Here is a 22,271-nt window from a genome sequence, read left to right as displayed (position 1 = left end):
GGCGCGAACGGCGTCAGTGCGCCAGGAGTCCTTGTCCGGCGTTCCCGGCGCGCACGCGCTCAAGGGCCCCACCAGCACTGCGCCGCATGCGAGGGAGCAGAGGACCACACGACGACGCATGGCGGTGGTTTACCCCCATTTGCGTGCGTCGATTCAGAGCTCGGCGAGGAGTCTTGAACGCAGGCGCAGGAGAACGGCGTCGTCGACTCCGATGCTCGACAGGTAGGCGGCCACGCCGCCGTACTCCGTCTCCACCCAATCGAGGACGTCCTTCAGGACGGGCTCGGGGGCATGGGCCATCACCTCGACCAGTGTGTCGGTCCGCTCGACGTCGTAGGCGGCGAGCTTGGCGAAGAGGGCGTCGCTCCACGGGCCCGCGAGGTTCGCCGTCGTGGCGACGTAGTCGTCCACCACCGCCTCGTAGGCGACACCGAGCGCGAGCAGGATGAGTGCCACCAGGAGACCGGTCCGGTCCTTCCCGGCCGTGCAGTGCACGAGGACTGCGCCGTGGTGGTCGGCGATCGCGCGGATCGCCAGAGCCAGTTCCGGGCCGTGCGCCTGCAGGATCTCGCGATAGATCAGGCGCAGGTCGAGGTTCGCCGGGTCGAGGTTCACGCCCGCACTGAGGATCTGGTGGCGGACGTACTCGATGCCGGTGCCGTCGAGCAGGTCCGGACCACTCACGTGGAGGTCCAGGTCGCTGCGCAGGTCGATCACCAGACCGATCCCCAGCTCGGCGAGCATCCGGCGCCCCGCGTCACCCAGCCGATCCAGGGAGTCCGAACGGTAGAGCACGCCCGGCACCAGCACGCCGGGCGCCACTTCGCGGAAGTTGTAGGTACCGTCGACCTCAAGCCTCACGCGGCGCACCGTAGCAGGAACACGTTACAGTTTCGCCATGCCGCAGGCTGAGATGGTCGCGCTCGTGCGCAACTCGGCCGCCGAGATGTGGGAGCACTCCGCCGAGCTCGGTGCCGCACTGGCGGAACAGATCGCCGCCGACGTACCGGAGCTGGCCGGCGACCCCGTCCTGGTCGAGGACCTCGCCAACAGCGTCGTCGCGAACCTCCGTGAGGCCACGGGACGTCTCGCGCAGGGTGACCTCAACCCCGGGACGGCGGTGCCCGAGGCCGCCCTCGCCTACGCTCGGCGTCTTGCCGAGCGCGGCATCCCGGCCAGTGCCCTGCTGCGCGCCTATCGGATCGGCCAGGCCCGCGCCCAGGAGGCGGTGGGGGCGAACCTGGCCGCGAGCGGTGCCGACCCGAGCATCGTGATCGCAGCGAGCCAGGCCCTGTCGGCTGTTGCGTTCGACTACGTGGACGGCATCTCCGAGCGGGTCGTCGCAGCCCATGAGGACGCGCGCGCTCGGTGGGAGGCGGTCGGCGCGGCACGGGGCAGCGGGCTCGTGGCGGCGCTTCTCGACGACCACGCCGAACGCGCGCAGCTCGCGGCCCGCGAGCTCGGGCACCGGCTCGACCAGGACCACGTGGGCCTCGTCCTCTGGGGTGGCGACCGGCCTCACCCCACGTTGACGCGCCGGCCGGGAGCCCTCGTCGTGCCCGTCGACAGCACGACCGTCTGGGCATGGCTGCCGGGCGACGACGTACGACTGCAGGAGCTCGGCTCACCGGACGGTGCGCCCGAGGGGTGGGTGGCCGTGGGAGACGTCGCGGCCGGTCCCGACGGGTTCGTCGAGAGTCATCGGCAGGCGCGCCGGCTGCAGGGGCTCGTGGCGGCGATGCGACCTGAGACGCGGCCCCGCGTGGCCCGTGCAGGGGCCGCCCGCCTGCCGCTGTTGCTGGCGCGGGATCCTGCGGCGGCTGCCCAGTGGGTGCATCAGACCCTGGGCGCTCTGGCCCTCGACGACGTGACCCATGCGCGGTTCCGGGACACGCTGCGGGCCTTCCTCGAGGCGGGCGGAAGCTACGCCACGGCAGCTGACCGGCTGGGAGTGCACCGCAATACGGTCCTCTACCGCGTCCGGCGTGCCGAGGAGATCCTGGGTCGGAGCCTGCGGGAGGACCGGCTCGAGGTCGAGACGGCCCTCCGCGTGGCCTACTGGCTCGGTCGCTCCGTCCTCACGACACCGTAGCCGCGCGGGCCGGGACAGGCTCACGCTGGACGTCGCCCGCCCGGAGGAAGCGGCCGGTGCGCTCACTGCCGAGGACCTCCGTCGGCGCTCCGTCAGACCACACCGTCCGGCCGCCGACCATCACCACCGGGACCGTCGCGTCGTTGCGGTTGACCATGCGCGGCAGGTCGTCGAACTGGGGGATGGCCGCCTCGTGGTACGCGTCGAGCGAGTCGTCGAGGAACTCGGGGTCGAGCAGGAACAGGTCGGCCCGGTCCCCGACCCGGAGATGCCCGGCGTCGAGCTCGTACCAGTCGGCGAGCTCGCCGGTCAGTCGGTGGACCGCGTGCTCCATCGTCATGAAGGGCGTGCCGGCACGCTCCGCCTGGTGGACGTGGCGCAACAGCCGCAGGCCACTGTTGTAGAAGGCCATGTTGCGCAGGTGGGCGCCCGCGTCCGAGAAGCCGATCTGGAGGCCCGGGTCCACCGCCAACTGCTTGAGCAGCTCGGGGCGGTGGTTGGAGATCGTGGTGCGCCAGCGGAGGGCGGTGCCGTGCTCGAGCACGAGGTCGAGGAACGCGTCGACCGGGTGGATGCCACCGCGGTCGACGCCGACCTGGCCGAACGACTTACCGACCACCGAGGGGTCGGGACAGGCGACGATGTCGGCGTCGAAGAAGTCGCGGTGCCATACCCGGATGCCGAACTTCTTGTCATAGTCCTTGCGGAACCAGCGCCGGTACTCCTCGTCGCGCAGCATCTCCTCCCGCGCGACCAGCTCCTCGGCGAGGTGCATCGCTGCGGCACCGGAGCCGAACTCCTCGAAGATGACGAAGTCGATGCCGTCGGCGTAGACCTCGAACGGGACCGGCAGGTGCTGCCAGCGGAAGTCGCCGCCGAGGCTGTTGATGAATCGGGCGAGCGGAGCGAACATCCTCATCGCCTGCGGGTTCGACTTCACGTCGGCCGCCGAGAGCAGGCTGGTCTTGAGCTTGGGCCGACCGATACCCAGCGAGGTCAGCGCCTGGGAGAAGATGTTGAAGGGGTTCTGGATGTCCGGGCCGGACTGCAGGGCCCGGTGGCGCTTGCGCAGGATCGACTTGAGCCGGCGCAGCTCGCTCGCCTTGGCGTACGTCGACGGCAGGGTGCGCGAGCGACAGCGATCACCGTCGATCTTGTCGAAGAGGAGCTGCTGGGACGAGAGCCCGACGAAGCCGGCGTCCATCGCCTCGGTGAGCATCTCCTCCATCCGCGCCATCTCTGCGCGGGTCGGCTTCTGCTCCTTGCGGGTCGCCCGGTCGAGGCCCATCACCGCGGTCCGCATGTCGGAGTGCCCGATGAACGCCGCCAGGTTGGGGCCCAGCGCGAGCTCCTCGAGTGCCGCCACGTACTCATCAGCGGTCGTCCACGTCTTCGCCTTGTCGACCGCCCGGATGGCGTGCAGCCGCGGGATCGCCTCCACCCGGCCGAAGAGGTCCCCTGCGTCGATGCCGCCCACGTGGATCGTCGACAGCGAGCACGAGCCCATCAGGACCGTCGTGACCCCGTGGCGGAGCGACTCGGCGAGAGCCGGTCCCTCGAGCACCTCGATGTCGTAGTGGGTGTGGATGTCGACCAGGCCGGGCAGGACCCACTTCCCGGTGGCATCGATGACCTGAGGACAGCCCGTGGCATCGAGCGGAGCGTCGGAGACCGCGGTGACCCTGCCGTCACGGATGCCGAGGTCGCGGACGACGGCGGGTGAGCCGTCACCGTCGAAGTAGAGACCGCTGCGGATGATGACCTCGAAGGGGGCCGTGGAGTTGGTCGCTGACATGGGTGTCCCTCTTTCTCACGGGTGATGCAGGGCGGTGCGCTGCTCGGGTGCAGGCCGCGGCGATGGAACAAGGTCGGCAGGAGACTCGACCTGGATCGGGATGTCGGTGTCCCAGGGCTGGCGTTCGGCGAGATCCGCCACCCGGACGCGGCCGCGCTCACGACAGCCGGACGCTGCGTCGACGATGCGATAGCGCTGCGTCTGGCGGTGCATGGGTTGGGCCTCGAGGATGATCACCCGCAGCTCCCCGGGGGCGAGGTGGCATCGGTCCTGGACGGCCCGGATCAGCTGCTCGTCGTGCAGGTGCCCGTCGCCGAAGTTCCAGCCCAGCGTCGCCCCGCCGACGGTCTCCCCGTCGAGCAGCACGTAGTCGCTCTCGGGTCGGCCCGCGACCGCGCGCGGCACCAGGCCGAAGAGCGCGCGGCCGTGGGTGTGCATGGCCCGGAACGCCCAGCCGGTGACGAGCGTGATCTCGGCGTCCTCCTTGCCGTGGATCTTCTCCAGCTGCAGGTGCGGGAGGGCTGCGGCCTTGATGATGCCGGCCTCGAACTTCTCCACGGCGGATTCGGTGAAGCACCACAGGGAGGTGTCCCAGTTGCCCGCGTAGTAGCGCATCGCCGGCAGGAAGGAGACCTTGTCGGGTCGCAGGTTGCCGAGGATGACCGTCCCCACGACCACGAGCATCCCCAGGATGACCGGGATCGGGTGGACGAGGTCGCCGACGCCGTACGACGCCTTGTCGACGAACAGGGTGCCGATGCCGAAGATCATGTAGACGTTCCACTCCAGCGGCACACCCATCGGGAACGACACGATGATGTTGAGGTGGAAGGCGATCATCACGATCGCCGCCACCGTGGTCACGAGGCCGCCGTGCGACAGGATCAGCACCAGCGGGACGCCGAACTCCACCGCGGTGCCGCCGTGGGCCAGTGCGGCCGACAGCCGCGACGGACGGAGGTCGTCGGAGAAGCGCCGGTGGAACCGACGCCGAATCGCCGGCAGTCGCCACACCGGGCTGTTGCTCATCATCATGGCGACGACGTACGGGAAGTGGCGGTTGAGCTTCGAGGTCGCGGCGCCCCACCAGATCGCCAGCATGACCAGCTTGGCGGCCACGATCATGTCGACGCCCTGGAGGAGGGTGCAGGCCGCGAGCGTGCCGTAGACCTCCGACCGGGCGGCGAGGAAGATCGTCTTGTCCCGCAGGCCGAGGATCACGAGCACCACCAGCGGCGCAGCGACGACCGAGCGCGCGAGGACGCCGAGACTGCTGCCCGCGATCTCCGTGCCGGGCACGGCGTCGGAGAGCAGGGCGCGGACCAACAGCACCAGGAGCGCTGCGTAGAGCGCGATGTCGAGGACGCCCCGCCGGTCGCCACGGGTCAACGGCACCCGGTCCGGCCACGGTGGCAGGCGGATCGTGCCTGGGCGCAGCCAGTAGAGGAAGGAGCCCAGCGGCGGCAGGAACCTCAGGTTGAGCGGGCCGAAGCCGCAGCCGAGGCCGAGCACCTCGAAGAGCATCGAGAAGAGCACGACCTTCTCGAACACCACCGGCTCATGCCACCACTGCCCGACCGAGCTCCAGCCGTCGATGCCGCTGGTGGAGAGCGCGAAGAGCATGCCCCCGGCGACGTACAGGAGGATCTTCATCAGGTAGCCGACGATCACCACGTCCGGCGTGCCGAAGCCGGCCTCGGCGAGGTGGTGCAGTAACGGACGCATCCGCTCCGGGCGCGACCCTGCGCGCCACATGGCGTAGTCAACCTTCGGCGAGTTCGGCTGGAGAAACCCCATGGCCGCACGCTATGTGACGCGGCTCACATCTTCCACGGGCGCCGCGCACAGCGATCCGGCCACGCTCCTGTGCGCACAGCACAGGCCAGAACGGCTAGCGCCGACTCCGGATCAGGCCACGGAGGATGACGTAACCCAACGCGACGCCGAGCCCGGCGACGATCGGCCCGATGCTCTGCCCCGCGCTGTTCTTCGTCTCGGCGCCCCACTGGAAGGTCCAGAGGGCGCCGGCGACCGTCATCGCCACGGCGATCAGGAGGCCCATGATCACCAGGGCGATCGGCGGACGGGGCTGGCCGTAGCGGGACTGGTCCCGGTCCATCAGTCCTCCGGATCGTAGCCGAGGTTGGGCGAGAGCCAGCGCTCGGCCTCAGCGACGGTCCAGCCCTTGCGCTCGGCGTAGTCCGCGATCTGGTCGCGACCGAGGCGACCGACCACGAAGTACTGCGATTCCGGGTGGCCGTAGTAGACGCCGGACACGGACGCGCCGGGCCACATCGCCATCGACTCGGTGAGCTCGATGCCCGTGTTCTTCTCGACGTCGAGCAGCTCCCAGATGGTCTGCTTCTCGGTGTGGTCGGGGCAGGCCGGGTAGCCCGGAGCGGGCCGGATGCCGGCGTACTTCTCGGCGATCAGCTCGTCGTTGGAGAGGTGCTCCTCGACGCCGGCGGCGTAGCCCCAGAACTCCGTGCGGACGCGCTGGTGCAGGCGCTCGGCGAAGGCCTCCGCGAGGCGGTCGGCGAGAGACTCGAGCAGGATCGCGTTGTAGTCGTCGAGGTCGGCCTTGAACGCCGTGATCCGCTCGGGCAGCTCGAGGCCGGCCGTGACGGCGAAGGCACCGATGTGGTCGGCCGCGACACCCACCGGCGCGACGAAGTCGGCGAAGGACTTGTTGGAGACGCCCTCACGGTGCTCGCCCTGCTGGCGCAGCGCGTGCAGCACGGCGCGCTGCTCGGTGCGGGAGTCGTCGGCCCAGACAGCGATGTCCTCTCCGGTCGAGTTGGCCGGGAAGAGGCCGTAGACACCCTGCGGTCTCAGCCAGCCCTCCTTCTCGATCCGGTCGAGCATCGCTTGGGCGTCGTTGTAGAGCCTCGTGGCCGCCTCACCCGTCACGGGGCTGTGCAGGATCTCGGGAAACTTGCCCTTCATCTCCCACGCGTTGAAGAACGGCTGCCAGTCGATGTACTCCCGCAGTTCCCCGACCGGGTAGTCCGTGAGGACGTGGACGCCGGGGCGGGCGGGCTCCACCGGGACATGGCTCCAGTCCAGCTGGGCGCGGTGCGCCTTCGCGTCCTCGAAGGGCAGGAGCTTCCGCTCGGACTTCTGCGAGTGCCGCTCGCGCAGCGAGTCGTAGTCGGCCTTGAGGTCGGCGAGCAGCTCGACCCGCTTCTCCGGGTGGAGCAGTGCAGCGGCCGTCGGCACGGAGCGCGAGGCGTCCTTCACCCAGACGACGGGGCCGTCGTAGGCGCGGTCGATCTTCACCGCCGTGTGGGCGCGCGACGTCGTGGCACCACCGATGAGCAGCGGCGTGGTCGAGCCCAGTCGCTGCAGCTCGGTCGCGAAGCTGACCATCTCGTCGAGGCTCGGCGTGATCAGGCCGGAGAGACCGATGATGTCGGCGTTGTGCTCGACGGCGGCGTCGAGGATCTTCTGCGCGGGCACCATCACACCGAGGTCGATCACCTCGTAGTTGTTGCACTGCAGCACGACGCCGACGATGTTCTTGCCGATGTCGTGGACGTCGCCCTTCACGGTCGCCATGATCACCGTGCCGTTGGTCTCCTTGGCGGTGGCGAACTCGGGGTTGGTGAGCTTCTCGGCCTCGATGAACGGAATGAGGTAGGCGACGGCCTTCTTCATCACGCGGGCGCTCTTGACCACCTGCGGGAGGAACATCTTGCCGGCGCCGAAGAGATCTCCGACGACGTTCATGCCGTCCATCAGCGGGCCCTCGATGACCTCGATCGGGCGGCCGCCGCGGGCCTCGATCTCGGCGCGGAGCTCCTCGGTGTCGGCCTCGACGAACTGGTCGATGCCCTTGACCAGGGCGTGCGTGATCCGCTCGCCGACGGGCAGCTCGCGCCACTCCCCTTGAACGCCGTCGGCAGCCGCATCAGACCCGCCGGTGCCGCGGAACCTCTCGGCGAGGCCGAGCAGGCGCTCGGTCGCGGCGATCGAGTCGTCGGTGCGGTTGAGCACGACGTCCTCGATCGCATCGCGCAACTCGGGATCGATCTCGGTGTAGGGCACCAGCGCACCGGCGTTGACGATGCCCATGTCGAGGCCGGCCTCGATCGCGTGGAAGAGGAAGACGGCGTGGATCGCCTCACGCACCGGGTTGTTGCCCCGGAACGAGAAGCTGACGTTGGAGATGCCGCCGCTCACCTTGGCGCCGGGCAGGTTCTGCTTGATCCACCGTGTCGCCTCGATGAAGTCGACGCCGTACGTCGCGTGCTCCTCGATCCCCGTGGCGACCGCGAAGACGTTGGGGTCGAAGATGATGTCCTCGGCGGGGAAGCCGACCTGCTTCACGAGGATGTCGTAGGCGCGCTGGCAGATCTGCTTGCGACGCTCGAGGCTGTCGGCCTGGCCGTCCTCGTCGAAGGCCATGACGACCGCGGCGGCGCCGTACTTCTGGCAGAGTCGGGCGTGGGCGATGAACTTCTCCTCGCCCTCCTTGAGCGAGATCGAGTTCACGATCGGCTTGCCCTGCACGTTGCGCAGGCCGGCCTCGATGACCTCCCACTTGGAGGAGTCGATCATCACCGGGACCCGGCTGATGTCAGGCTCCGAGGCGACCAGCTTGAGGAAGCGGTCCATCGCCGCCACGCCGTCGATCATGCCCTCGTCCATGTTGACGTCGATGACCTGCGCACCGGCCTCGACCTGCTGCGCGGCGACCTGGAGGGCGGTGTCGTAGTCGCCGTCCTTGATCAGGTTGCGGAACTTGGCGGAGCCGGTGATGTTGGTGCGCTCGCCGACGTTGACGAAGAGCGAGTCGTCCTTGATCGTGAAGGGCTCGAGGCCGGACAGTCGCGTGGCGGGCTCGGTCTGGCCCGGCGTACGCGGGCTGAGGCCCTCGACCTGGCGGGCGATCTCGGCGATGTGGGCGGGCGTGGTGCCGCAGCAGCCACCGACCAGGTTGACGAAGCCGGACTCGGCGAAGTCGTGGATGTGTGCGGCGGTGTCGGTGGGGACCTCGTCGTACTCACCGAAGGCGTTGGGCAGACCGGCGTTCGGGTAGCAGGAGACGAAGGTGTCGGCGACGCGGGCCATCTCCGCGATGTAGGGCCTCATCTCCTTGGCACCCAGCGCGCAGTTGAGGCCTGCGGCGATCGGGCGGATGTGGCGGATCGAGTCCCAGAAGGCCTCCGTCACCTGGCCGGAGAGCGTGCGGCCCGAGGCGTCGGTGATCGTGCCGGAGATGATGACCGGCCAGCGGCGGCCGGTCTCCTCGAAGAGGGTCTCCACGGCGAAGATGGCCGCCTTGGCGTTGAGGGTGTCGAAGATGGTCTCGATCATCAGGAGGTCGGCTCCGCCCTCGACGAGGCCGCGGGCAGCGACGAGGTAGGCGTCCACGAGCTGCTCGTAGGAGACGTTGCGGGCCGCCGGGTCGTTGACGTCGGGGCTGATGCTCGCGGTCCGGGTGGTCGGGCCGAGCGCACCCGCGACGTACCGCGGCTTCTCCGGCGTGGAGAACTCGTCGGCGCACTCGCGCGCGAGCTTGGCGGACTCGAAATTGAGCTCGTAGGCGAGGTCCGCGAGGTCGTAGTCGGCGAGCGAGACCGCGTTCGCGTTGAACGTGTTGGTCTCGATGATGTCCGCACCGGCGTCGAGATACTCGCGGTGGATGCCGGCGATGATCTGCGGCTGCGTGAGCGTCAGGAGGTCGTTGTTGCCGATCAGGTCGCTCGGGTGGTCCTTGAACCGCTCACCCCGGTAGCCGGCCTCGTCAGGACGATCCCGCTGGATCGCCGTACCCATTGCGCCGTCGATCACCATGATGCGCTCGCGGAGTGTCGAGGTCAGCGCGTCCGTGGAATCAGGCCGATAGGTCACCGGGCAAGGCTACCCTTGTGGAGTGATCGAGCTGGCATCCATTCACGCGTTGAACAACCCCGTCGTGATCGCGGCCTTCGAAGGGTGGAACGACGCCGCCGATGCCTCCTCCAACGCGGTCGACCACCTGATGAGCGTCTGGAGCGCGCGGATCATCGGCGAGGTCGACCCCGAGGACTTCTACGACTTCCAGGTCAACCGGCCGCACGTCGGCACCGACGCCGAGGGCATGCGCTCGATCACCTGGCCGACCACCCGGATCGCCATCGCCTCTCCCCCGGAGCTCGACCGCGACGTGATCCTCATCCGCGGCCTGGAGCCGTCGATGCGCTGGCGCCAGTTCTGCGACGAGCTCCTCGACGTCGTCGACCACCTCGGCGGCTCGATGGTCGTCACGCTCGGTGCGCTTCTCGCCGACACGCCGCACACCCGCCCCATCCCCGTCTCAGGTACGTCGACAGAGCCGGAGCTCATCGACCGGTTGAAGCTCGAGGTCTCGACGTACGAGGGGCCGACGGGGATCGTCGGCGTCTTCCAGGACGCGTGTGTGCAGGAGGACATCGCGGCCGTCTCGTTCTGGGCCGCCGTGCCGCACTACGTCGCCCAGCCGCCGTGTCCCAAGGCCACCCTCGCGCTGATCAACCGGCTCGAGGAGCTCCTCGAGATCCCGATCGCCCTCGGCGACCTGCCCGACGACGCCAAGGCGTGGGAGCGCGGTGTCGACGAGCTCGCCGAGGAGGACGAGGACGTCGCCGACTACGTCCGGGCGCTCGAGGAGACGCGCGACACCGCCGATCTTCCCGAGGCCTCCGGCGAGGCGATCGCGCGGGAGTTCGAGAAGTACCTCAAGCGCCGCAACGACGAGAGTTAGAGCTTCAGCCCGAGCGCTGCGTCGAGCAGGTCACTGATCGTCGCGGCGGCGGTGGCCTCGCTGGCGTCGGCGAGGCCGTCGACGCCGAGGGTGGCGTCGACCCAGTCCTGGATGACCTCGAGGGCGGCGGGCGAGTCGAGATCGGCGGCCAACACGTCGAGGACGTCCTCGACGACGAGGCCGGTGGGAGCACCGGCACCCAGGGCAAGTGCCTTGCGCCACTGGTCGAGGATGTTGAACGACTCGTTGAGCTCGGCGTTGGTCCACTCCCAGTCCGAGCGGTAGTGGTGACGCAGCAGCGTGAGCCGGATCGCCATCGGGTCGATGTCGCTGTTGCGCAGCGAGGAGACGAAGACCAGATTGCCCTTCGACTTCGACATCTTCTCGCCGTCGTACGCGACCATGCCGGCGTGCGCGTAGACCTTCGCGAACGGCGTGCCGGGGACGGCGACCTGGGCGTGACCGGCGCACATCTCGTGGTGTGGGAAGACGAGGTCGGAGCCACCGCCCTGCACGTCGAAGGAGCCACCGAGGTGCTCCATCGCGATCGCCGCGCACTCGATGTGCCAGCCGGGGCGCCCCCTGCCCCACGGCGACTCCCACGAGGGCTCACCGGGGCGCTCGGCCAGCCAGAGGATCGGGTCGAGCGGGTCCTTCTTGCCCGGGCGGTCGGGGTCGCCGCCGCGCTGCGGGAAGATCCGCAGCATCTCCTCGCGGGAGAGGTGGGACTCCTCCCCGAACGCCGGGTCGGCGGTGACGGAGAAGTAGAGGTCGCCCTCGACCTCGTAGGCGGCACCGGCCGCCTCGAGCCGCTCGATGAGCGCGATGACGAGCGGGATCGACTCGACCGCGCCGGTGTAGAAGGCCGGCGGGAGGACGCGCAGGGCGGTCATGTCCTGGCGGAAGAGCTCGGTCTCGCGCTCGGCGATCTCCTGCCACGGGATGCCGACCTTCGTGGCCCGCTCGAGCAGCGGGTCGTCGACGTCGGTGACGTTCTGTGCGTAGACGACCTCATGGCCGGCGTTGCGCCAGGCCCGGTTGAGCAGGTCGAAGCCGACGTACGTGGCGGCGTGGCCCATGTGGGTGGCGTCATACGGCGTGATGCCGCAGACGTAGAGCCGGGCCGGGCCCTCAGGCGCGACGGGAACGAGGCCGCCCGTCGCGGTGTCGTGGAGGGCGACCTCGGGTGCCGTGACCGGCAGGGCGGGGACGTCGGGGGCACTCCACGGCTGCATGGCACCGGATTCTACGGGCGAGCGGCCTGCCTAGAACGGCGGCCATGGGATCGACGGCCAACCCACTCCCGGCACCGGCATCGTGCCGGTGCCGAGAAGCCGGTCGGCGCGTGCGACGAGGGCCTCGAGATCCCACGCCGAGAGCCAGAAGCACAGTTCGGCGCCGAGCTCCCCGTCGAGCGCGGCCCGCACCCGCCGTACGACGACGAGCTCGTCCTCCGTCAGCGGCTCCCCCGCCCAGCCCCACAGGACCGTGCGCAGCTTGGGCTCGGAGTGGAAGCAGATGCCGTGGTCGATCCCGAAGCGATGCCCGTCGGGCATCTCCAGGACGTGGCCGCCCTTGCGGTCGGCGTTGTTGGCGAGCACGTCGAAGATCGCCATCCGCCTGAGGGGTTGGCTGTCCTCGTGGATGAGGGACACCGGGCGGTCGTCGTACCCGACGCCGTCGAAGACGTGGCGGAAGCCGTCCCGGTGCTGGCCGGCCGGGACGATCGTGACGGCGTCCTGCGCCGGGTCGGGCTCGCACCAGAGCTGCACCATCCCCTCGCCACGGGGGCCGTCGCGCAGGACCGTCGGCGGCACGACGTTCCAACCGGTCGCTTCGGAGAGGAGTCGTGCGGCGACCTCGCGGTAGGCCAGCCGGCCGTCGGGGAAGTCCCACAGCGGCTTCTCGCCACTGATCGGTTTGTAGGCGACCTGGAGCTCGCCGAGGGTGGCGACGTAGGTGTGGTTGGAGGCCGACGTGACGCGCCCGACGAGCTCGAGCTCGCCGGAGACCAGGTCGAGGGTGGGCTCAGGGATCACGCCGCTTGAACCCGTTGGCCCGTGGACAGAGGTGACCCTCGGGGTCGATCGGACCGCCGCAGAACGGGCAGGTGGGCCGGCCGGCACCGACGACCTGCAACGCCCGCTTGGCGAAGGCCCGCGCGCGGCCGGAGTCGAGCCGGACGACGAGGAGCTCCTCGGGAGGCGTCTCCTCGGCCTCCTGCAGCAGGCCTGCCACGTCGGTGAGGTCCTCGGTCGCGGCGAGCGTCTCGTCGAAGGGGTAGACCTCGATCACGATCCGCTCGTCCGTCGAGTCCCACGAGAGCGTCATCGTGCCGGCGCGGAACTCCTCCTCGATCGGCTGGTCGAGCGGGTCGTTGTCGACCAGGCCGAGCGGCGCCATCGCGGGGATCAGCGTCGGTGTCGCCGTCGTGACCTCGTCGAGCAGCTCGTCGACGCGCTCGGCCAGCAGCGCGACCTGCTCCTTCTCGAGCGAGACGCTGACGAGACGCCGGCCCTCACGGGCCTGGAGGAAGAACGTGCGGGCGCCGGGCTCGCCGACGGTACCGGCGACGAAGCGGTCCGGCGGATCGAAGCGGTGGACGACGGACATGTCAGGCTCCCCCTCCGACCGGTGCGTCCTTCGTGACGGGCTTGGTGGCGACCCAGCCGAGGTCGCCGGCATTGGTGTTGGTGGCGAGCACGAAGGGCCGGTCCTCGCCGTAGCGGATGACGGAGACCGACGCCGGCTCGACGTGCAGGCGCTGGAAGAGGTCGAGGTGCATGCCGAGCGCGTCGGCGAGCACCGCCTTGATCAGGTCGCCGTGGCTGACGGCCACCCACACCGCCTCGTTGCCGTGCTCCGCGGTCACGGCAGCGTCATGTCGACGTACGGCGGCCACGACTCTCGCCTGCATGGCGGCCATCGACTCACCGCCAGGGAAGACGGCCGCGGAAGGCTGGGTCTGCACGACCTTCCACAGCGGCTCCTTGGCGAGCTCCTTCAGGGTGCGGCCCTGCCACTCGCCGTAGTCGCACTCCGAGAGGCCCTTCTCGCTGCGCAGCGGCGGCTTCACGGGCAGCGCCTTGCGGATGGCCTGGGCGGTCTGGCGGCAGCGCTCGAGCGGGCTGGTGACGATCTCGGCCACCGGGACGGCGGCGATCCGCTCCCCCGCGGTCGCGGCCTGCTTCAGACCGACCTCGTCGAGCTCGACGCCCGGCGTCCGGCCGGCGAGCACGCCGGAGGCGTTCGCCGTGGTGCGTCCGTGCCGGACGAGGATGACGGTCGCCATGCGCGCCAGCCTAGTGAGTGGCCGTTCGTGTCCTAGCGTGTGGTTGTGATCGTCGACATCGCCCTCTACCGGGACGGCCGCCGGGTGGAGACGGACTGCCACCCGCACGAGTACACCGCCCTGCAGGAGCGTGCGGAGCCCGGCGACTTCATCTGGCTCGGTCTCTATGCCCCGAGCCACACCGAGCTGTCCGAGGTGGCCGAAGCCTTCGACCTCCACCCACTCGCCGTCGAGGACGCCGTCACCGCCCACCAGCGGCCCAAGCTCGAGCGCTTCGGTGAGAGCCTCTTCATGGTCCTCAAGACGCTTTGGTACGTCGACGCCGACGACCAGGTCGAGACCGGAGAGATCAACCTCTTCGTCGGCGCGAACTTCGTGATCACCGTCCGTCACGGCCGGGGCGTCCGCCTCGATGACACCCGGCATTCGCTCGAGGCTGACCCGGATCGTCTGTCCGAGGGCCCTTCCGCCGTGATCTGGCGCGTCGCCGACACCGTGGTCGACGGCTATCTCTCGGTCCTGGCCGAGCTGCAGATCGATGTGGACGAGGTGGAGTCGTCGGTCTTCTCCTCATCGCGGACCAGCGACGCCGCGCGGATCTATACGCTCAAGCGCGAGCTGGCCGAGGTGCGCCGTGCGGTGCATCCGCTGCGCGAGCCGATCCGTGCCCTCGCGACCGGTGCTGTTCCCCACGTCGACCCCGACATCCAGCCGTTCTTCCGCGACGTCCTCGACCACATCGGCCAGGCCGCCGAAACCGCCGAGCAGCTGGAGGCCATGCTCTCGAGTGCCTTCGAGGCCCACCTCGCGCAGATCTCCGTCCAGCAGAACGACGACATGCGCAAGATCTCCGCCGGTGCCGCCCTCGTCGTCGTTCCCACCTTCATCGCCGGGGTCTATGGCATGAATTTCGAGCACATGCCCGAGCTCGACTGGAGTCTCGGCTATCCCATGGCGCTACTGATCATGGCCGCTTCCGTCAGTGGACTCTGGTGGTTCTTCAAGCGCTCCGGCTGGCTGTAGGACTCCCAGAGGACCGTCGGCCGCCGGCATGCACAGAAGCGTGCGTCAGGTCGCGCTGATCGCGCTGGTGGCGAGCAGGGCCACCAGAACCGCGCCGAGCACGACGCGGTAGGGCACGAAGGCGACGATCGTGTGACCCGCCACGAACCTGAGGAGCCAGGCGACGGCGGCGTACGCGACGACGAAGGCGACGAGGGTGCCGACGATGGTCTGGCCGGCGCTGATGCCGGTGCCGGAGACGTCCTTGAGCTCGTAGAGGCCGGCGGCCAGCAGGGCGGGGATGGAGAGGAAGAACGACAGGCGGGTCGCGGTGACGCGGTCGAGGCCGAGCAGCAAGCCGGTCGAGATCGTCGCTCCGGAGCGGGAGACGCCGGGGATGAGGGCGATGCACTGGGCGAGGCCGATGACGATGGCGTCGCGCATGGTGAGGCGCTTCTCGCCGCGGTCCTGGCGGCCGACGCGCTCGGCGACGACCATCACGACGCTCCAGAGGATGAGTGCGCCTGCAACCCACCACAGGGAGCGCAGCGGGCCGGAGATGACGTCCTTCGCCGCAAGACCGATGATGCCGATCGGGATGGACCCGACGATGACGTACCACCCCATCCGGTGCTCGATGGAGCCACGCTTCTCCGGCTTGACGAGCCCCGTGAACCAACCGACCACGATGTCGCGGATGTCCCGCGCGAAGTAGACGAGGACCGCGACGATCGCACCCATCTGGATGACCGCGGTGTACGCCGTCACGCCGTCGTCGTCGATCGGGAGGCCGAGGATCTTCTCGGCGATCGTCAGGTGACCGGTGCTGGAGACAGGCAGGAACTCGGTGAGTCCCTCCACGACGCCGAGGATCACGGACTCGAGGTAGTTCACGGGTGGTGAGCCTAAGGGCGTGGCGTGACAGTTTCATGAACGCCGCGCACTAGGGTCTGAGTCCATGCAGCAGCGCCCGGTCGGAGTCAGCGGGCTCCAGGTCTCCTCCCTCGGACTCGGCACGATGACCTGGGGCCGGACCACGGACGAGCACGAGGCGCGCGAGCAGCTCACCCGGTTCCTCGACGCCGGCGGCACCCTCGTCGACACGGCGCACGTCTACAACGAGGGCGCCTCCGAGACCATGCTCGGCGCCCTGATCGCCGACCTCGGCGCGCGCGACGACGTCGTGCTCGCCACCAAGGCCGGCATCACGTCGCGCACGGGCGAGCGCCGGCTGGACACCAGCCGTCGGACGCTGCTCGACGACCTCGACACGTCGCTGCGTCGTCTCCGCACCGAGCGGATCGACCTGTGGCAGGTGCACGTCTGGACCGATCAGACGCCGCTCGAGGAGACGCTCGCCGCACTCGAGCAGGCGGTGACGTCGGGCAAGGTGCACTACGTCGGCATCTCCAACTACAACGGTTGGCAGACCGCTCGCGCGGCGACGCTGCTCGAGGGCTCGGCAGCCCCGATCGTCTCCACGCAGGTGCAGTACAGCCTGCTGGCGCGCGACTCCGAGGATGAGGTCCTGCCCGCTGCTGCGGCATTGGGTGTCGGCGTACTGCCGTGGTCGCCGCTGGCCAGCGGAGTGCTCACGGGCAAGTACCGCACCGGCACGCCCTCGGACTCCCGGGCCGCCGACTCCACCTACGGCCAGCACGTGCACACCTATCTCGACGACCGCAGCCAGGGCATCGTCGGCGCCGTCGCACGTGCCGCCGAGGGCCTCGGGTGGACCCCTGCAGAGGTCGCCCTCGCCTGGGTCCGCGACCGTCCCGGGGTCACGGCGCCTATCCTCGGCGCCCGTACGTCGGCACAGCTGAAGGCCCTGCTTGGAGTGGCCGACAAGAATCTTCCTCCCGAGATCACCGCCGCCCTGGACGACGTCTCGGACATCTAGTCACCCGACCGGAAGGATCCGCATGGCCGCCATCAACCGTCGCCCACCAGCTCCCGGCGTGGAATGGGAGTTCGACTCGGTCGTGCTGGAACGCGCGCTGTCCCGCAACGCCGTCACCCGCTTCCTCGTGGAGCGCGCGGAGCAGGGTGGCTGGGTGCTCGACCGCGTCCGGATCGGCAACGACGGCAAGCGCCGGATCATCCTGCGCCGCAAGATCATCCGCGCCGTCCGCACGGCCTGACCCCTCAGCGTTCAGCAGAGGTCGAGGAACCGGTCGAAGACCCGTGCCCCGAACTCGAGTGCGTCGACCGGGACGCGCTCGTCCACGCCGTGGAAGAGGCCGGTGAAGTCCAGGTCCTCGGGCAGTCGCAGCGGCGCGAAGCCGTAGGTCCGGATGCCGAGGGTGCTGAAGTGCTTGGCATCGGTCCCGGCGCTCATGAGGTACGGCGCCACGAGGGCCTCCGGGTCCTCGGCGAGGAGCGACTGCGCGATGGCGTCGGAGATCGCCGTGCCGGCGTACGGCATCTCCCAGCTCTTCTGGTTGGAGACGAAGTCGATGTCGATGCCGTCACCGACGAGCTTCGAGATCGTCTCGAAGAATCCGTCGTCCGAGCCGGGCAGGAAACGGCCATCGACGTGTGCCGTCGCCTCGGTGGGGATGACGTTGACCTTGTAGCCGGCGCCGAACATCGTCGGGTTGCTGACGTTGCGCAGCGTCGCGCCGATCATGCGCGCGGCAGGGCCGAACTCCTCAACGAGCGACTCGGCGTTGTCCGGTGTCGCCTCCACGCCGGCGATCTCACCGACGGCGGCCAGCAGCGTCTCCATCGTCGGCGTCAGCGTCACTGGCCACTCGTGCGCACCGATCCGTGCCACCGCGCCCGCCAGGCGGCTGACGGCGTTGTCGCGGTTGATCATCGAGCCGTGGCCCGCTGTGCCGCGAGCGGTGAGGCGCATCCACGCCATCCCCTTCTCCGCGGCCTCGATCAGGTAGAGCCGCTTCCCTCGGATCGTCGTGCTGAAGCCACCGACCTCACCCACAGCCTCCGTCACACCGTCGAAGTGCTCACGCAGGTCCTTCACCAAGGGCTCGGCGCCGTGGTGGCCGCCCGCCTCCTCGTCCGCGGTGAAGGCCAGCACCACAGGACGCTTCGGACGTACGCCGGCCCGCTGGCGTGCCCGCACGATGCTGAGGACCATCGCGTCGAAGTCCTTCATGTCCACCGCGCCGCGGCCCCACACGTAGCCGTCCTTGATCTCGCCGGAGAACGGATCGACCTGCCAGTCGCTCGCCTCCGCCGGTACGACGTCGAGGTGGCCGTGGATGAGGAGCGCGTCGTCGCGAGAGCCGTCGCCGCCCCAGTGCGCGATCATGTTGGTGCGACCGGGCGTCGACTCGTGGAGAGTCGCCTCGATCCCGACCTCGTCGAGCAGGCTGGCGACGTACTCCGCCGCAGGCCTCTCCCCCGGTCCGGGCTCGTTGCCGTAGTTGCTCGTGTCGATGCGGATGAGCTCCCGGCACAGGTCGACGACCTCGCCAGCCGGGTCGTAGGTACGGTCGTCAAAGGCCATGACTCCACCGTATCGATCCCGATTAGTGCCACAGCGGCCACACTGCTAACGTTCTGTCCGCACTCGCGCGGGTGGCGGAATAGGCAGACGCGCTAGCTTGAGGTGCTAGTCCACGTATAGTGGGTGGGGGTTCAAGTCCCCCCTCGCGCACGCGATTGCAAGGCCCCGGATCAGTGATCCGGGGCCTTTCGCATTCCTGTCGGCTGGGGTGCCAACCATTAGTGTCGAAGCCATGCGTGCCTCTCGGATGCTCCTCGGACTCGCTCTCCTGCTCCTCCTGCCCTTCCTGTCGGCGTCCCCGGCCAACGCGGCCGGGTTGGCCAGCAAGAAGGTGTGGCTGCACGACGTGGCGGTCGCGATGAAGCCCGCGATCCCCTACCTGGACAGGCGCGTCGCGCGCGGCGGTGACCACCTTGCGATCGTGCTCGACATCGACAACACGTCGCTGGCGACGCACTACGCCTGGCCGCGACCGGTGCGAAAGACGCTGGCCTTCGCGCAGCGCGCGCACGAGCTCGGGGTGAAGGTCTTCTTCGTGACCGGGCGCCATCAGGCCGACGCCAAGGCGCAGCGCCCGAAGCTCCGTCGGGCCGGCTACACGGTCAACGGCATCTGCGGCCGTGGGGACGGTGAGGGCCTCGTGCACAGCAAGGTCCGCTGCCGGACTGCGATCGTCGCCAAGGGGTTCACGATCATCGCGTCCGTGGGCAATCTCCCGAGCGACTTCCGCGGTGGTCTTTACGAGCGGAAGTTCGACCTGCCCGACTACGGGCGCCGACTCAGCTGATCGGAGACCCTTCCGCAGTTGCACTCGCCGTCGCGCTCGCGCTGGCCGACGGCGATACGGAGGGCGACACAGAGGGCGACGCTGACGGCGATGCTGAGGGCGACACGGAAGGAGCGCGCGCGGGACGCGCGTCCACCCGGGCGAGCGTCGTCCGCCCGGAGCGCACGACGGGCAACGCAAGATCCTGCGCAGGCATCTGGCTGGTCCGCGGAAGCTTGAGCACATAGGCGCCCGGATAGAGCCCGCGGAAGCGGGACAGGTCGCCGTTCACGATGGGCGCCGTCCACCACTGGCCGTTGGCTCGGCTCACCACCGTTGCCCAGATCGTGCCGTTCGCCGGTGTGCCGCCCACTCGCAGGATCCCCGCGTAGGAGCCGGACGCTGTCTTGAGTCTCACGTGGAGGTTTCGCCCTTTGCCCGCCTTGAGGCGCCCGAGCCAGATGCTGCGGCCGGTCCAGCGTGCACGCTTGTCCCACGTGAAGACCGAGTAGCTCTGTCCGCCAGGAAGGCCAGCCACTGCGAAACGCCCACGCTTGTCTGCGACGGTCGTGTACGACGCGCCGTACTCACTGGCGACCGCGATCGTGGCGCGCCTGCCCGCCGTACCGTGGCCCCTGCCGACGCGCACGGTCCCGGTGACGAAGGCGCCCTTTCCCATCACGATGTCCCGTTCGACCGCCGCCCCGCTCCCCACGGCGACCGTTGCATCGGTGCGTGCCAGCTTCTTCACGTTCCATGCCGGGCGGACGTCGGTCGCCTGGAGGCGATAGGTGCCTGCGGGAAGATGGTTGAAGCGGAAGACCCCGCCCCGCGTGGACATGCGCGTTCCGAGATACGTCCAGTCGACGGTGAAGAGGGCGACGCTGACCCGCACGGGAACGTGCGTGTGTGTCGTCACGACCCCGAAGACGGTGGAGCTGGTTGCTGCCTGCGCTGCAGGCTGGGGCAAGCGAGGAAACAGCCCGAACGCCAGCGCGAGAATCGCGACCGCGCAGCAGGCAGGCCTCCTCCATCCCATGGGCGTCACTCTACGTGTGGCAGGCCCGCTCAACGGCGTCTTCCGTACTATGGCCCCGTGGGAGAACTATGCGCGCGCTGAGCCCATTGGTCGTGGCAGCATCGGCAGCACTGCTCCTCGCGGCGTGCGGGGCATCCGAGAAGGTGCCCCCCTCGGCCACCCAGACAGAATCCACCTCCTTGCCTCCGATGGTCACGGTCACGCCCTCCTCCGGCGACAATCCGTTCGCGTCGCGACCGCTCTACGTGTGGCCGGAACAGAAGGCCGGGGCGGCGGCATCAGCCCTGACCGGCGAAGAACAGGCGCTGGTGCAACGCATCGCCCTGACACCCACGGCGATCTGGTTGACACCGGAGGAGCATCCCACCGACGAGGTCGCGACGTTCGTACGGTCGGTCATCGCCGCGGCGGGCACGCAGCTACCGGTCTTCGTGATCTACGGGATTCCGGCGCGGGACTGTTCAGGCGGACATTCCTCCGGCGGGCTCGATCCGTCGGGATACTCCGCATGGGTTCAGGCGATCGGCGGCGCGCTCTCCGGCGACCCGGTTGTCATCCTGGAACCCGACGCCCTCGCCTCGGCGCTGGCGTGCAACCTCGTCGAACAGCGTGAAGAACTGCTCGATGGTGCCATCGGTGCCCTGTCGAGCGCAGCGACGATCTATGTCGACGCCGGGCATGCCGACTGGGTTCCGGCCGAGCAGATGGCCCAGATGCTTTCCACCATCGGCATCGAACGGACGCGTGGCTTCTCCGTCAACGTCTCGGGTTATGACGGCGACGCGGGCGAGCGCGCCTATGCAGAGACACTTCGGACTGCGCTGCCCGGCGCCCACTACGTGATCGACTCCAGTCGCAACGGTCACGGTGCCACGGGTGGCGACTGGTGTAACCCCGCCGATCAGGCCCTGGGCGAGTCGCCTGCGGCAGTCCAGGACGGCACCGGGCTCGACGCCCACCTATGGATCAAGCCCCCCGGCGAGAGCGACGGTACGTGCAACGGCGGACCAGCCGCCGGCACTTTCTGGCCCGCACGAGCCGTGGCGCTCGCTCGGGCAGCAGGATGGTCCGGCTAGGCTTCAGCCCTATGGAGACCGGACGGAAAATCGCCGTGATCGTCGAGGACGACCCCGACGTTCGCAACCTCCTTCGCACCGTCCTCACGCAGAGTGGCTTCGAGCCCGTCTTGACCTCGAACGGCGAGGACGGTGTCGCTGCGGTCAAGTACCACAACCCCGTTCTCACCACGCTCGATGTCTCGATGCCAGGCATGGACGGGGTCGCAGCAGCTGCAGCGATCCGCGAGTTCAGCGACACCTACATCATCATGATCACCGCGCAGGACGATGAGATCGATGTGGTCTCCGGCCTCAACGCCGGTGCGGACGAGTACATCTCGAAGCCCTTCCGGCCCCGCGAGCTGCGAGCGCGAATCAGCAGCCTGCTTCGCCGCTCCCGCGGCGTTTCACGGGAAGACGTGCCGGAGCCGGTCGATGACGGGCTCTGGCGGCGAGAGACAGCGCTTCAGCAGCCGCACCCTGAGCCCGTCCAGCCACCACCGGCGGTCCCACCCGTGGCTGAGCCCGGCTGGCAGCCGGTCGCCCACCCTGCACCCCAGCCCGCGCCTTACCCAGCGCCTCAGCCCGCACCCGAGGTGCATCAGACGGTGCCGGCCTGGACGGAGTCGCCCTCGCCGGAACCGATGCCCTACACCCCTGCGGTAGCGCCGGCAGCCGGTCATCCCTTGGCTACCGACCAGGGTCTCTACTCACACAGGGGACTGCTGCTGCACACGGCGAGCGGCCAGGTCACTGTGGACGGCGCCGGCGTCTCCCTCTCCCCCGAAGAGTTCGGCCTCCTGAAGGCCCTGATGTCCAGCGGTCGGCGGGTGCGGAGCAAGGCCGACCTCGTGCTGTCCGCGCGCGGCGAGTCCTACGTGACCTCGTACTTCGTCACCGAGCACGACAAGCGCGTCATCGACCAGCAGGTGGCCTCGTTGCGCAGGAAGCTTCGAGACGAGGGCACGCCCTCACGCTGGATCGAGACGGTCGACAACGTCGGCTATCGCATGACTCCATGAGGCCGG

Annotated in this window: 20 protein-coding genes and 1 tRNA gene; 9 read left to right on the top strand and 12 right to left on the bottom strand. The window is 69.2% G+C overall.

Annotated features, from left to right (window positions below; translation table 11 throughout):
• Nucleotides 1–153 precede the first annotated feature (153 nt).
• Nucleotides 154–861, bottom strand: coding sequence for a tyrosine-protein phosphatase (locus LH076_RS07810; protein ID WP_227783417.1), 708 nt, complete (start codon nucleotides 859–861; stop codon nucleotides 154–156).
• Nucleotides 862–898: 37 nt separating this feature from the next.
• Between LH076_RS07810 and LH076_RS07805 the strand changes: the two genes are divergently transcribed.
• Nucleotides 899–2,092, top strand: coding sequence for a PucR family transcriptional regulator (locus tag LH076_RS07805; protein WP_227783416.1), 1,194 nt, complete (start codon nucleotides 899–901; stop codon nucleotides 2,090–2,092).
• Here the strand turns inward: LH076_RS07805 and LH076_RS07800 are convergent.
• The 4 genes from LH076_RS07800 to metH form a co-directional block, all read right to left on the bottom strand.
• Nucleotides 2,079–3,887, bottom strand: a complete 1,809-nt coding sequence (locus tag LH076_RS07800; protein ID WP_227783415.1) for an N-acyl-D-amino-acid deacylase family protein — start codon at nucleotides 3,885–3,887, stop codon at nucleotides 2,079–2,081. The two genes, LH076_RS07805 and LH076_RS07800, sit on opposite strands and share 14 nt — an antisense overlap.
• Before the next feature lie 15 nt (nucleotides 3,888–3,902).
• Nucleotides 3,903–5,684 (bottom strand): DUF3556 domain-containing protein, encoded by a 1,782-nt coding sequence (locus LH076_RS07795; RefSeq protein WP_227783414.1) that lies wholly within the window; start codon nucleotides 5,682–5,684, stop codon nucleotides 3,903–3,905.
• Between the two features lie 94 nt (nucleotides 5,685–5,778).
• Nucleotides 5,779–6,006 carry a hypothetical protein gene (locus tag LH076_RS07790; RefSeq protein ID WP_227783413.1) on the bottom strand — a complete coding sequence of 76 codons (228 nt, stop codon included), beginning with the start codon at nucleotides 6,004–6,006 and terminating at the stop codon, nucleotides 5,779–5,781.
• Nucleotides 6,006–9,686, bottom strand: coding sequence for a methionine synthase (gene metH, locus LH076_RS07785; RefSeq protein WP_415753331.1), 3,681 nt, complete (start codon nucleotides 9,684–9,686; stop codon nucleotides 6,006–6,008). Before metH ends, LH076_RS07790 begins: the two co-directional genes overlap by 1 nt.
• 79 nt (nucleotides 9,687–9,765) lie before the next feature.
• Here metH and LH076_RS07780 point away from each other — a divergent pair, with 79 nt between their 5' ends.
• Complete coding sequence (locus LH076_RS07780) at nucleotides 9,766–10,614, top strand: PAC2 family protein (protein WP_227783411.1); 849 nt, start codon at nucleotides 9,766–9,768, stop codon at nucleotides 10,612–10,614.
• On the opposite strand, the gene mshC is transcribed toward LH076_RS07780, so the two are convergent.
• The 4 genes from mshC to LH076_RS07760 are packed head-to-tail and all read right to left on the bottom strand — an operon-like array spanning nucleotide 10,611 to nucleotide 13,906.
• Complete coding sequence (gene mshC / locus LH076_RS07775) at nucleotides 10,611–11,849, bottom strand: cysteine--1-D-myo-inosityl 2-amino-2-deoxy-alpha-D-glucopyranoside ligase (RefSeq protein WP_227783410.1); 1,239 nt, start codon at nucleotides 11,847–11,849, stop codon at nucleotides 10,611–10,613. The two genes, LH076_RS07780 and mshC, sit on opposite strands and share 4 nt — an antisense overlap.
• Before the next feature lie 30 nt (nucleotides 11,850–11,879).
• The gene (locus LH076_RS07770) at nucleotides 11,880–12,653 is read right to left on the bottom strand and encodes an SCO1664 family protein (protein ID WP_227783409.1); all 774 of its coding nucleotides are present in this window, start codon (nucleotides 12,651–12,653) and stop codon (nucleotides 11,880–11,882) included.
• Complete coding sequence (locus LH076_RS07765) at nucleotides 12,643–13,227, bottom strand: DUF3090 domain-containing protein (protein ID WP_227783408.1); 585 nt, start codon at nucleotides 13,225–13,227, stop codon at nucleotides 12,643–12,645. Before LH076_RS07765 ends, LH076_RS07770 begins: the two co-directional genes overlap by 11 nt.
• Nucleotide 13,228: 1 nt before the next feature.
• Nucleotides 13,229–13,906: a histidine phosphatase family protein gene (locus tag LH076_RS07760; protein ID WP_227783407.1), complete on the bottom strand. Its 678-nt coding sequence runs from the start codon at nucleotides 13,904–13,906 to the stop codon at nucleotides 13,229–13,231.
• A 45-nt stretch (nucleotides 13,907–13,951) separates the two neighbouring features.
• On the opposite strand from LH076_RS07760, the gene corA reads away from it, so the two are divergent.
• Nucleotides 13,952–14,929, top strand: coding sequence for a magnesium/cobalt transporter CorA (gene corA / locus LH076_RS07755; protein ID WP_227783406.1), 978 nt, complete (start codon nucleotides 13,952–13,954; stop codon nucleotides 14,927–14,929).
• Nucleotides 14,930–14,974: 45 nt separating this feature from the next.
• Here the strand turns inward: corA and LH076_RS07750 are convergent, their stop codons facing one another.
• On the bottom strand, nucleotides 14,975–15,802 hold the full coding sequence (locus LH076_RS07750) for an undecaprenyl-diphosphate phosphatase (RefSeq protein WP_227783405.1): 828 nt from the start codon (nucleotides 15,800–15,802) through the stop codon (nucleotides 14,975–14,977).
• A gap of 64 nt (nucleotides 15,803–15,866) precedes the next feature.
• On the opposite strand from LH076_RS07750, the gene LH076_RS07745 reads away from it, so the two are divergent.
• Together LH076_RS07745 and LH076_RS07740 are read left to right on the top strand one after the other, a co-directional pair.
• On the top strand, nucleotides 15,867–16,808 hold the full coding sequence (locus LH076_RS07745) for an aldo/keto reductase (RefSeq protein ID WP_227783404.1): 942 nt from the start codon (nucleotides 15,867–15,869) through the stop codon (nucleotides 16,806–16,808).
• 22 nt (nucleotides 16,809–16,830) lie between these two features.
• Nucleotides 16,831–17,049: a DUF5703 family protein gene (locus LH076_RS07740; protein ID WP_227783403.1), complete on the top strand. Its 219-nt coding sequence runs from the start codon at nucleotides 16,831–16,833 to the stop codon at nucleotides 17,047–17,049.
• 11 nt (nucleotides 17,050–17,060) lie between these two features.
• Here the strand turns inward: LH076_RS07740 and LH076_RS07735 are convergent, their stop codons facing one another.
• On the bottom strand, nucleotides 17,061–18,380 hold the full coding sequence (locus LH076_RS07735) for a M20/M25/M40 family metallo-hydrolase (RefSeq protein ID WP_227783402.1): 1,320 nt from the start codon (nucleotides 18,378–18,380) through the stop codon (nucleotides 17,061–17,063).
• A gap of 65 nt (nucleotides 18,381–18,445) precedes the next feature.
• Here LH076_RS07735 and LH076_RS07730 point away from each other — a divergent pair.
• Nucleotides 18,446–18,530: transfer RNA gene (locus LH076_RS07730), tRNA-Leu, on the top strand.
• An 82-nt stretch (nucleotides 18,531–18,612) separates the two neighbouring features.
• Nucleotides 18,613–19,167, top strand: coding sequence for an HAD family acid phosphatase (locus tag LH076_RS07725; RefSeq protein WP_227783401.1), 555 nt, complete (start codon nucleotides 18,613–18,615; stop codon nucleotides 19,165–19,167).
• On the opposite strand, the gene LH076_RS07720 is transcribed toward LH076_RS07725, so the two are convergent.
• Nucleotides 19,160–20,065 carry a hypothetical protein gene (locus tag LH076_RS07720; protein ID WP_227783400.1) on the bottom strand — a complete coding sequence of 302 codons (906 nt, stop codon included), beginning with the start codon at nucleotides 20,063–20,065 and terminating at the stop codon, nucleotides 19,160–19,162. The genes LH076_RS07725 and LH076_RS07720 overlap by 8 nt on opposite strands.
• Before the next feature lie 308 nt (nucleotides 20,066–20,373).
• On the opposite strand from LH076_RS07720, the gene LH076_RS07715 reads away from it, so the two are divergent.
• Together LH076_RS07715 and LH076_RS07710 are read left to right on the top strand one after the other, a co-directional pair.
• On the top strand, nucleotides 20,374–21,261 hold the full coding sequence (locus tag LH076_RS07715) for a glycoside hydrolase family 6 protein (RefSeq protein WP_227783399.1): 888 nt from the start codon (nucleotides 20,374–20,376) through the stop codon (nucleotides 21,259–21,261).
• Nucleotides 21,262–21,272: 11 nt separating this feature from the next.
• Nucleotides 21,273–22,265 (top strand): response regulator transcription factor, encoded by a 993-nt coding sequence (locus tag LH076_RS07710; protein WP_227783398.1) that lies wholly within the window; start codon nucleotides 21,273–21,275, stop codon nucleotides 22,263–22,265.
• Nucleotides 22,266–22,271 lie beyond the last annotated feature (6 nt).

Origin of the sequence: Nocardioides sp. Kera G14, assembly GCF_020715565.1 — a bacterium.
GTDB lineage: Bacteria > Actinomycetota > Actinomycetes > Propionibacteriales > Nocardioidaceae > Nocardioides.
The sequence above is the reverse complement of the archived record's forward strand: the minus strand, read 5'-3'. Positions and strand labels throughout refer to the sequence as shown.

Excerpts from the sequence above, each read along its gene's own strand:
- LH076_RS07745 (WP_227783404.1), top strand. The coding sequence starts at position 15,867 with ATGCAGCAGCGCCCGGTCGGAGTCAGCGGGCTCCAGGTCTCCTCCCTC.
- metH (WP_415753331.1), bottom strand. The coding sequence starts at position 9,686 with ATGGTGATCGACGGCGCAATGGGTACGGCGATCCAGCGGGATCGTCCT.
- LH076_RS07760 (WP_227783407.1), bottom strand. The coding sequence starts at position 13,906 with ATGGCGACCGTCATCCTCGTCCGGCACGGACGCACCACGGCGAACGCC.
- LH076_RS07735 (WP_227783402.1), bottom strand. The coding sequence starts at position 18,380 with ATGGCCTTTGACGACCGTACCTACGACCCGGCTGGCGAGGTCGTCGAC.
- LH076_RS07795 (WP_227783414.1), bottom strand. The coding sequence starts at position 5,684 with ATGGGGTTTCTCCAGCCGAACTCGCCGAAGGTTGACTACGCCATGTGG.
- LH076_RS07765 (WP_227783408.1), bottom strand. The coding sequence starts at position 13,227 with ATGTCCGTCGTCCACCGCTTCGATCCGCCGGACCGCTTCGTCGCCGGT.
- LH076_RS07805 (WP_227783416.1), top strand. The coding sequence starts at position 899 with ATGCCGCAGGCTGAGATGGTCGCGCTCGTGCGCAACTCGGCCGCCGAG.
- LH076_RS07725 (WP_227783401.1), top strand. The coding sequence starts at position 18,613 with ATGCGTGCCTCTCGGATGCTCCTCGGACTCGCTCTCCTGCTCCTCCTG.
- LH076_RS07790 (WP_227783413.1), bottom strand. The coding sequence starts at position 6,006 with ATGGACCGGGACCAGTCCCGCTACGGCCAGCCCCGTCCGCCGATCGCC.
- LH076_RS07710 (WP_227783398.1), top strand. The coding sequence starts at position 21,273 with ATGGAGACCGGACGGAAAATCGCCGTGATCGTCGAGGACGACCCCGAC.
- LH076_RS07800 (WP_227783415.1), bottom strand. The coding sequence starts at position 3,887 with ATGTCAGCGACCAACTCCACGGCCCCCTTCGAGGTCATCATCCGCAGC.
- LH076_RS07740 (WP_227783403.1), top strand. The coding sequence starts at position 16,831 with ATGGCCGCCATCAACCGTCGCCCACCAGCTCCCGGCGTGGAATGGGAG.
- LH076_RS07715 (WP_227783399.1), top strand. The coding sequence starts at position 20,374 with ATGGTCACGGTCACGCCCTCCTCCGGCGACAATCCGTTCGCGTCGCGA.
- mshC (WP_227783410.1), bottom strand. The coding sequence starts at position 11,849 with ATGCAGCCGTGGAGTGCCCCCGACGTCCCCGCCCTGCCGGTCACGGCA.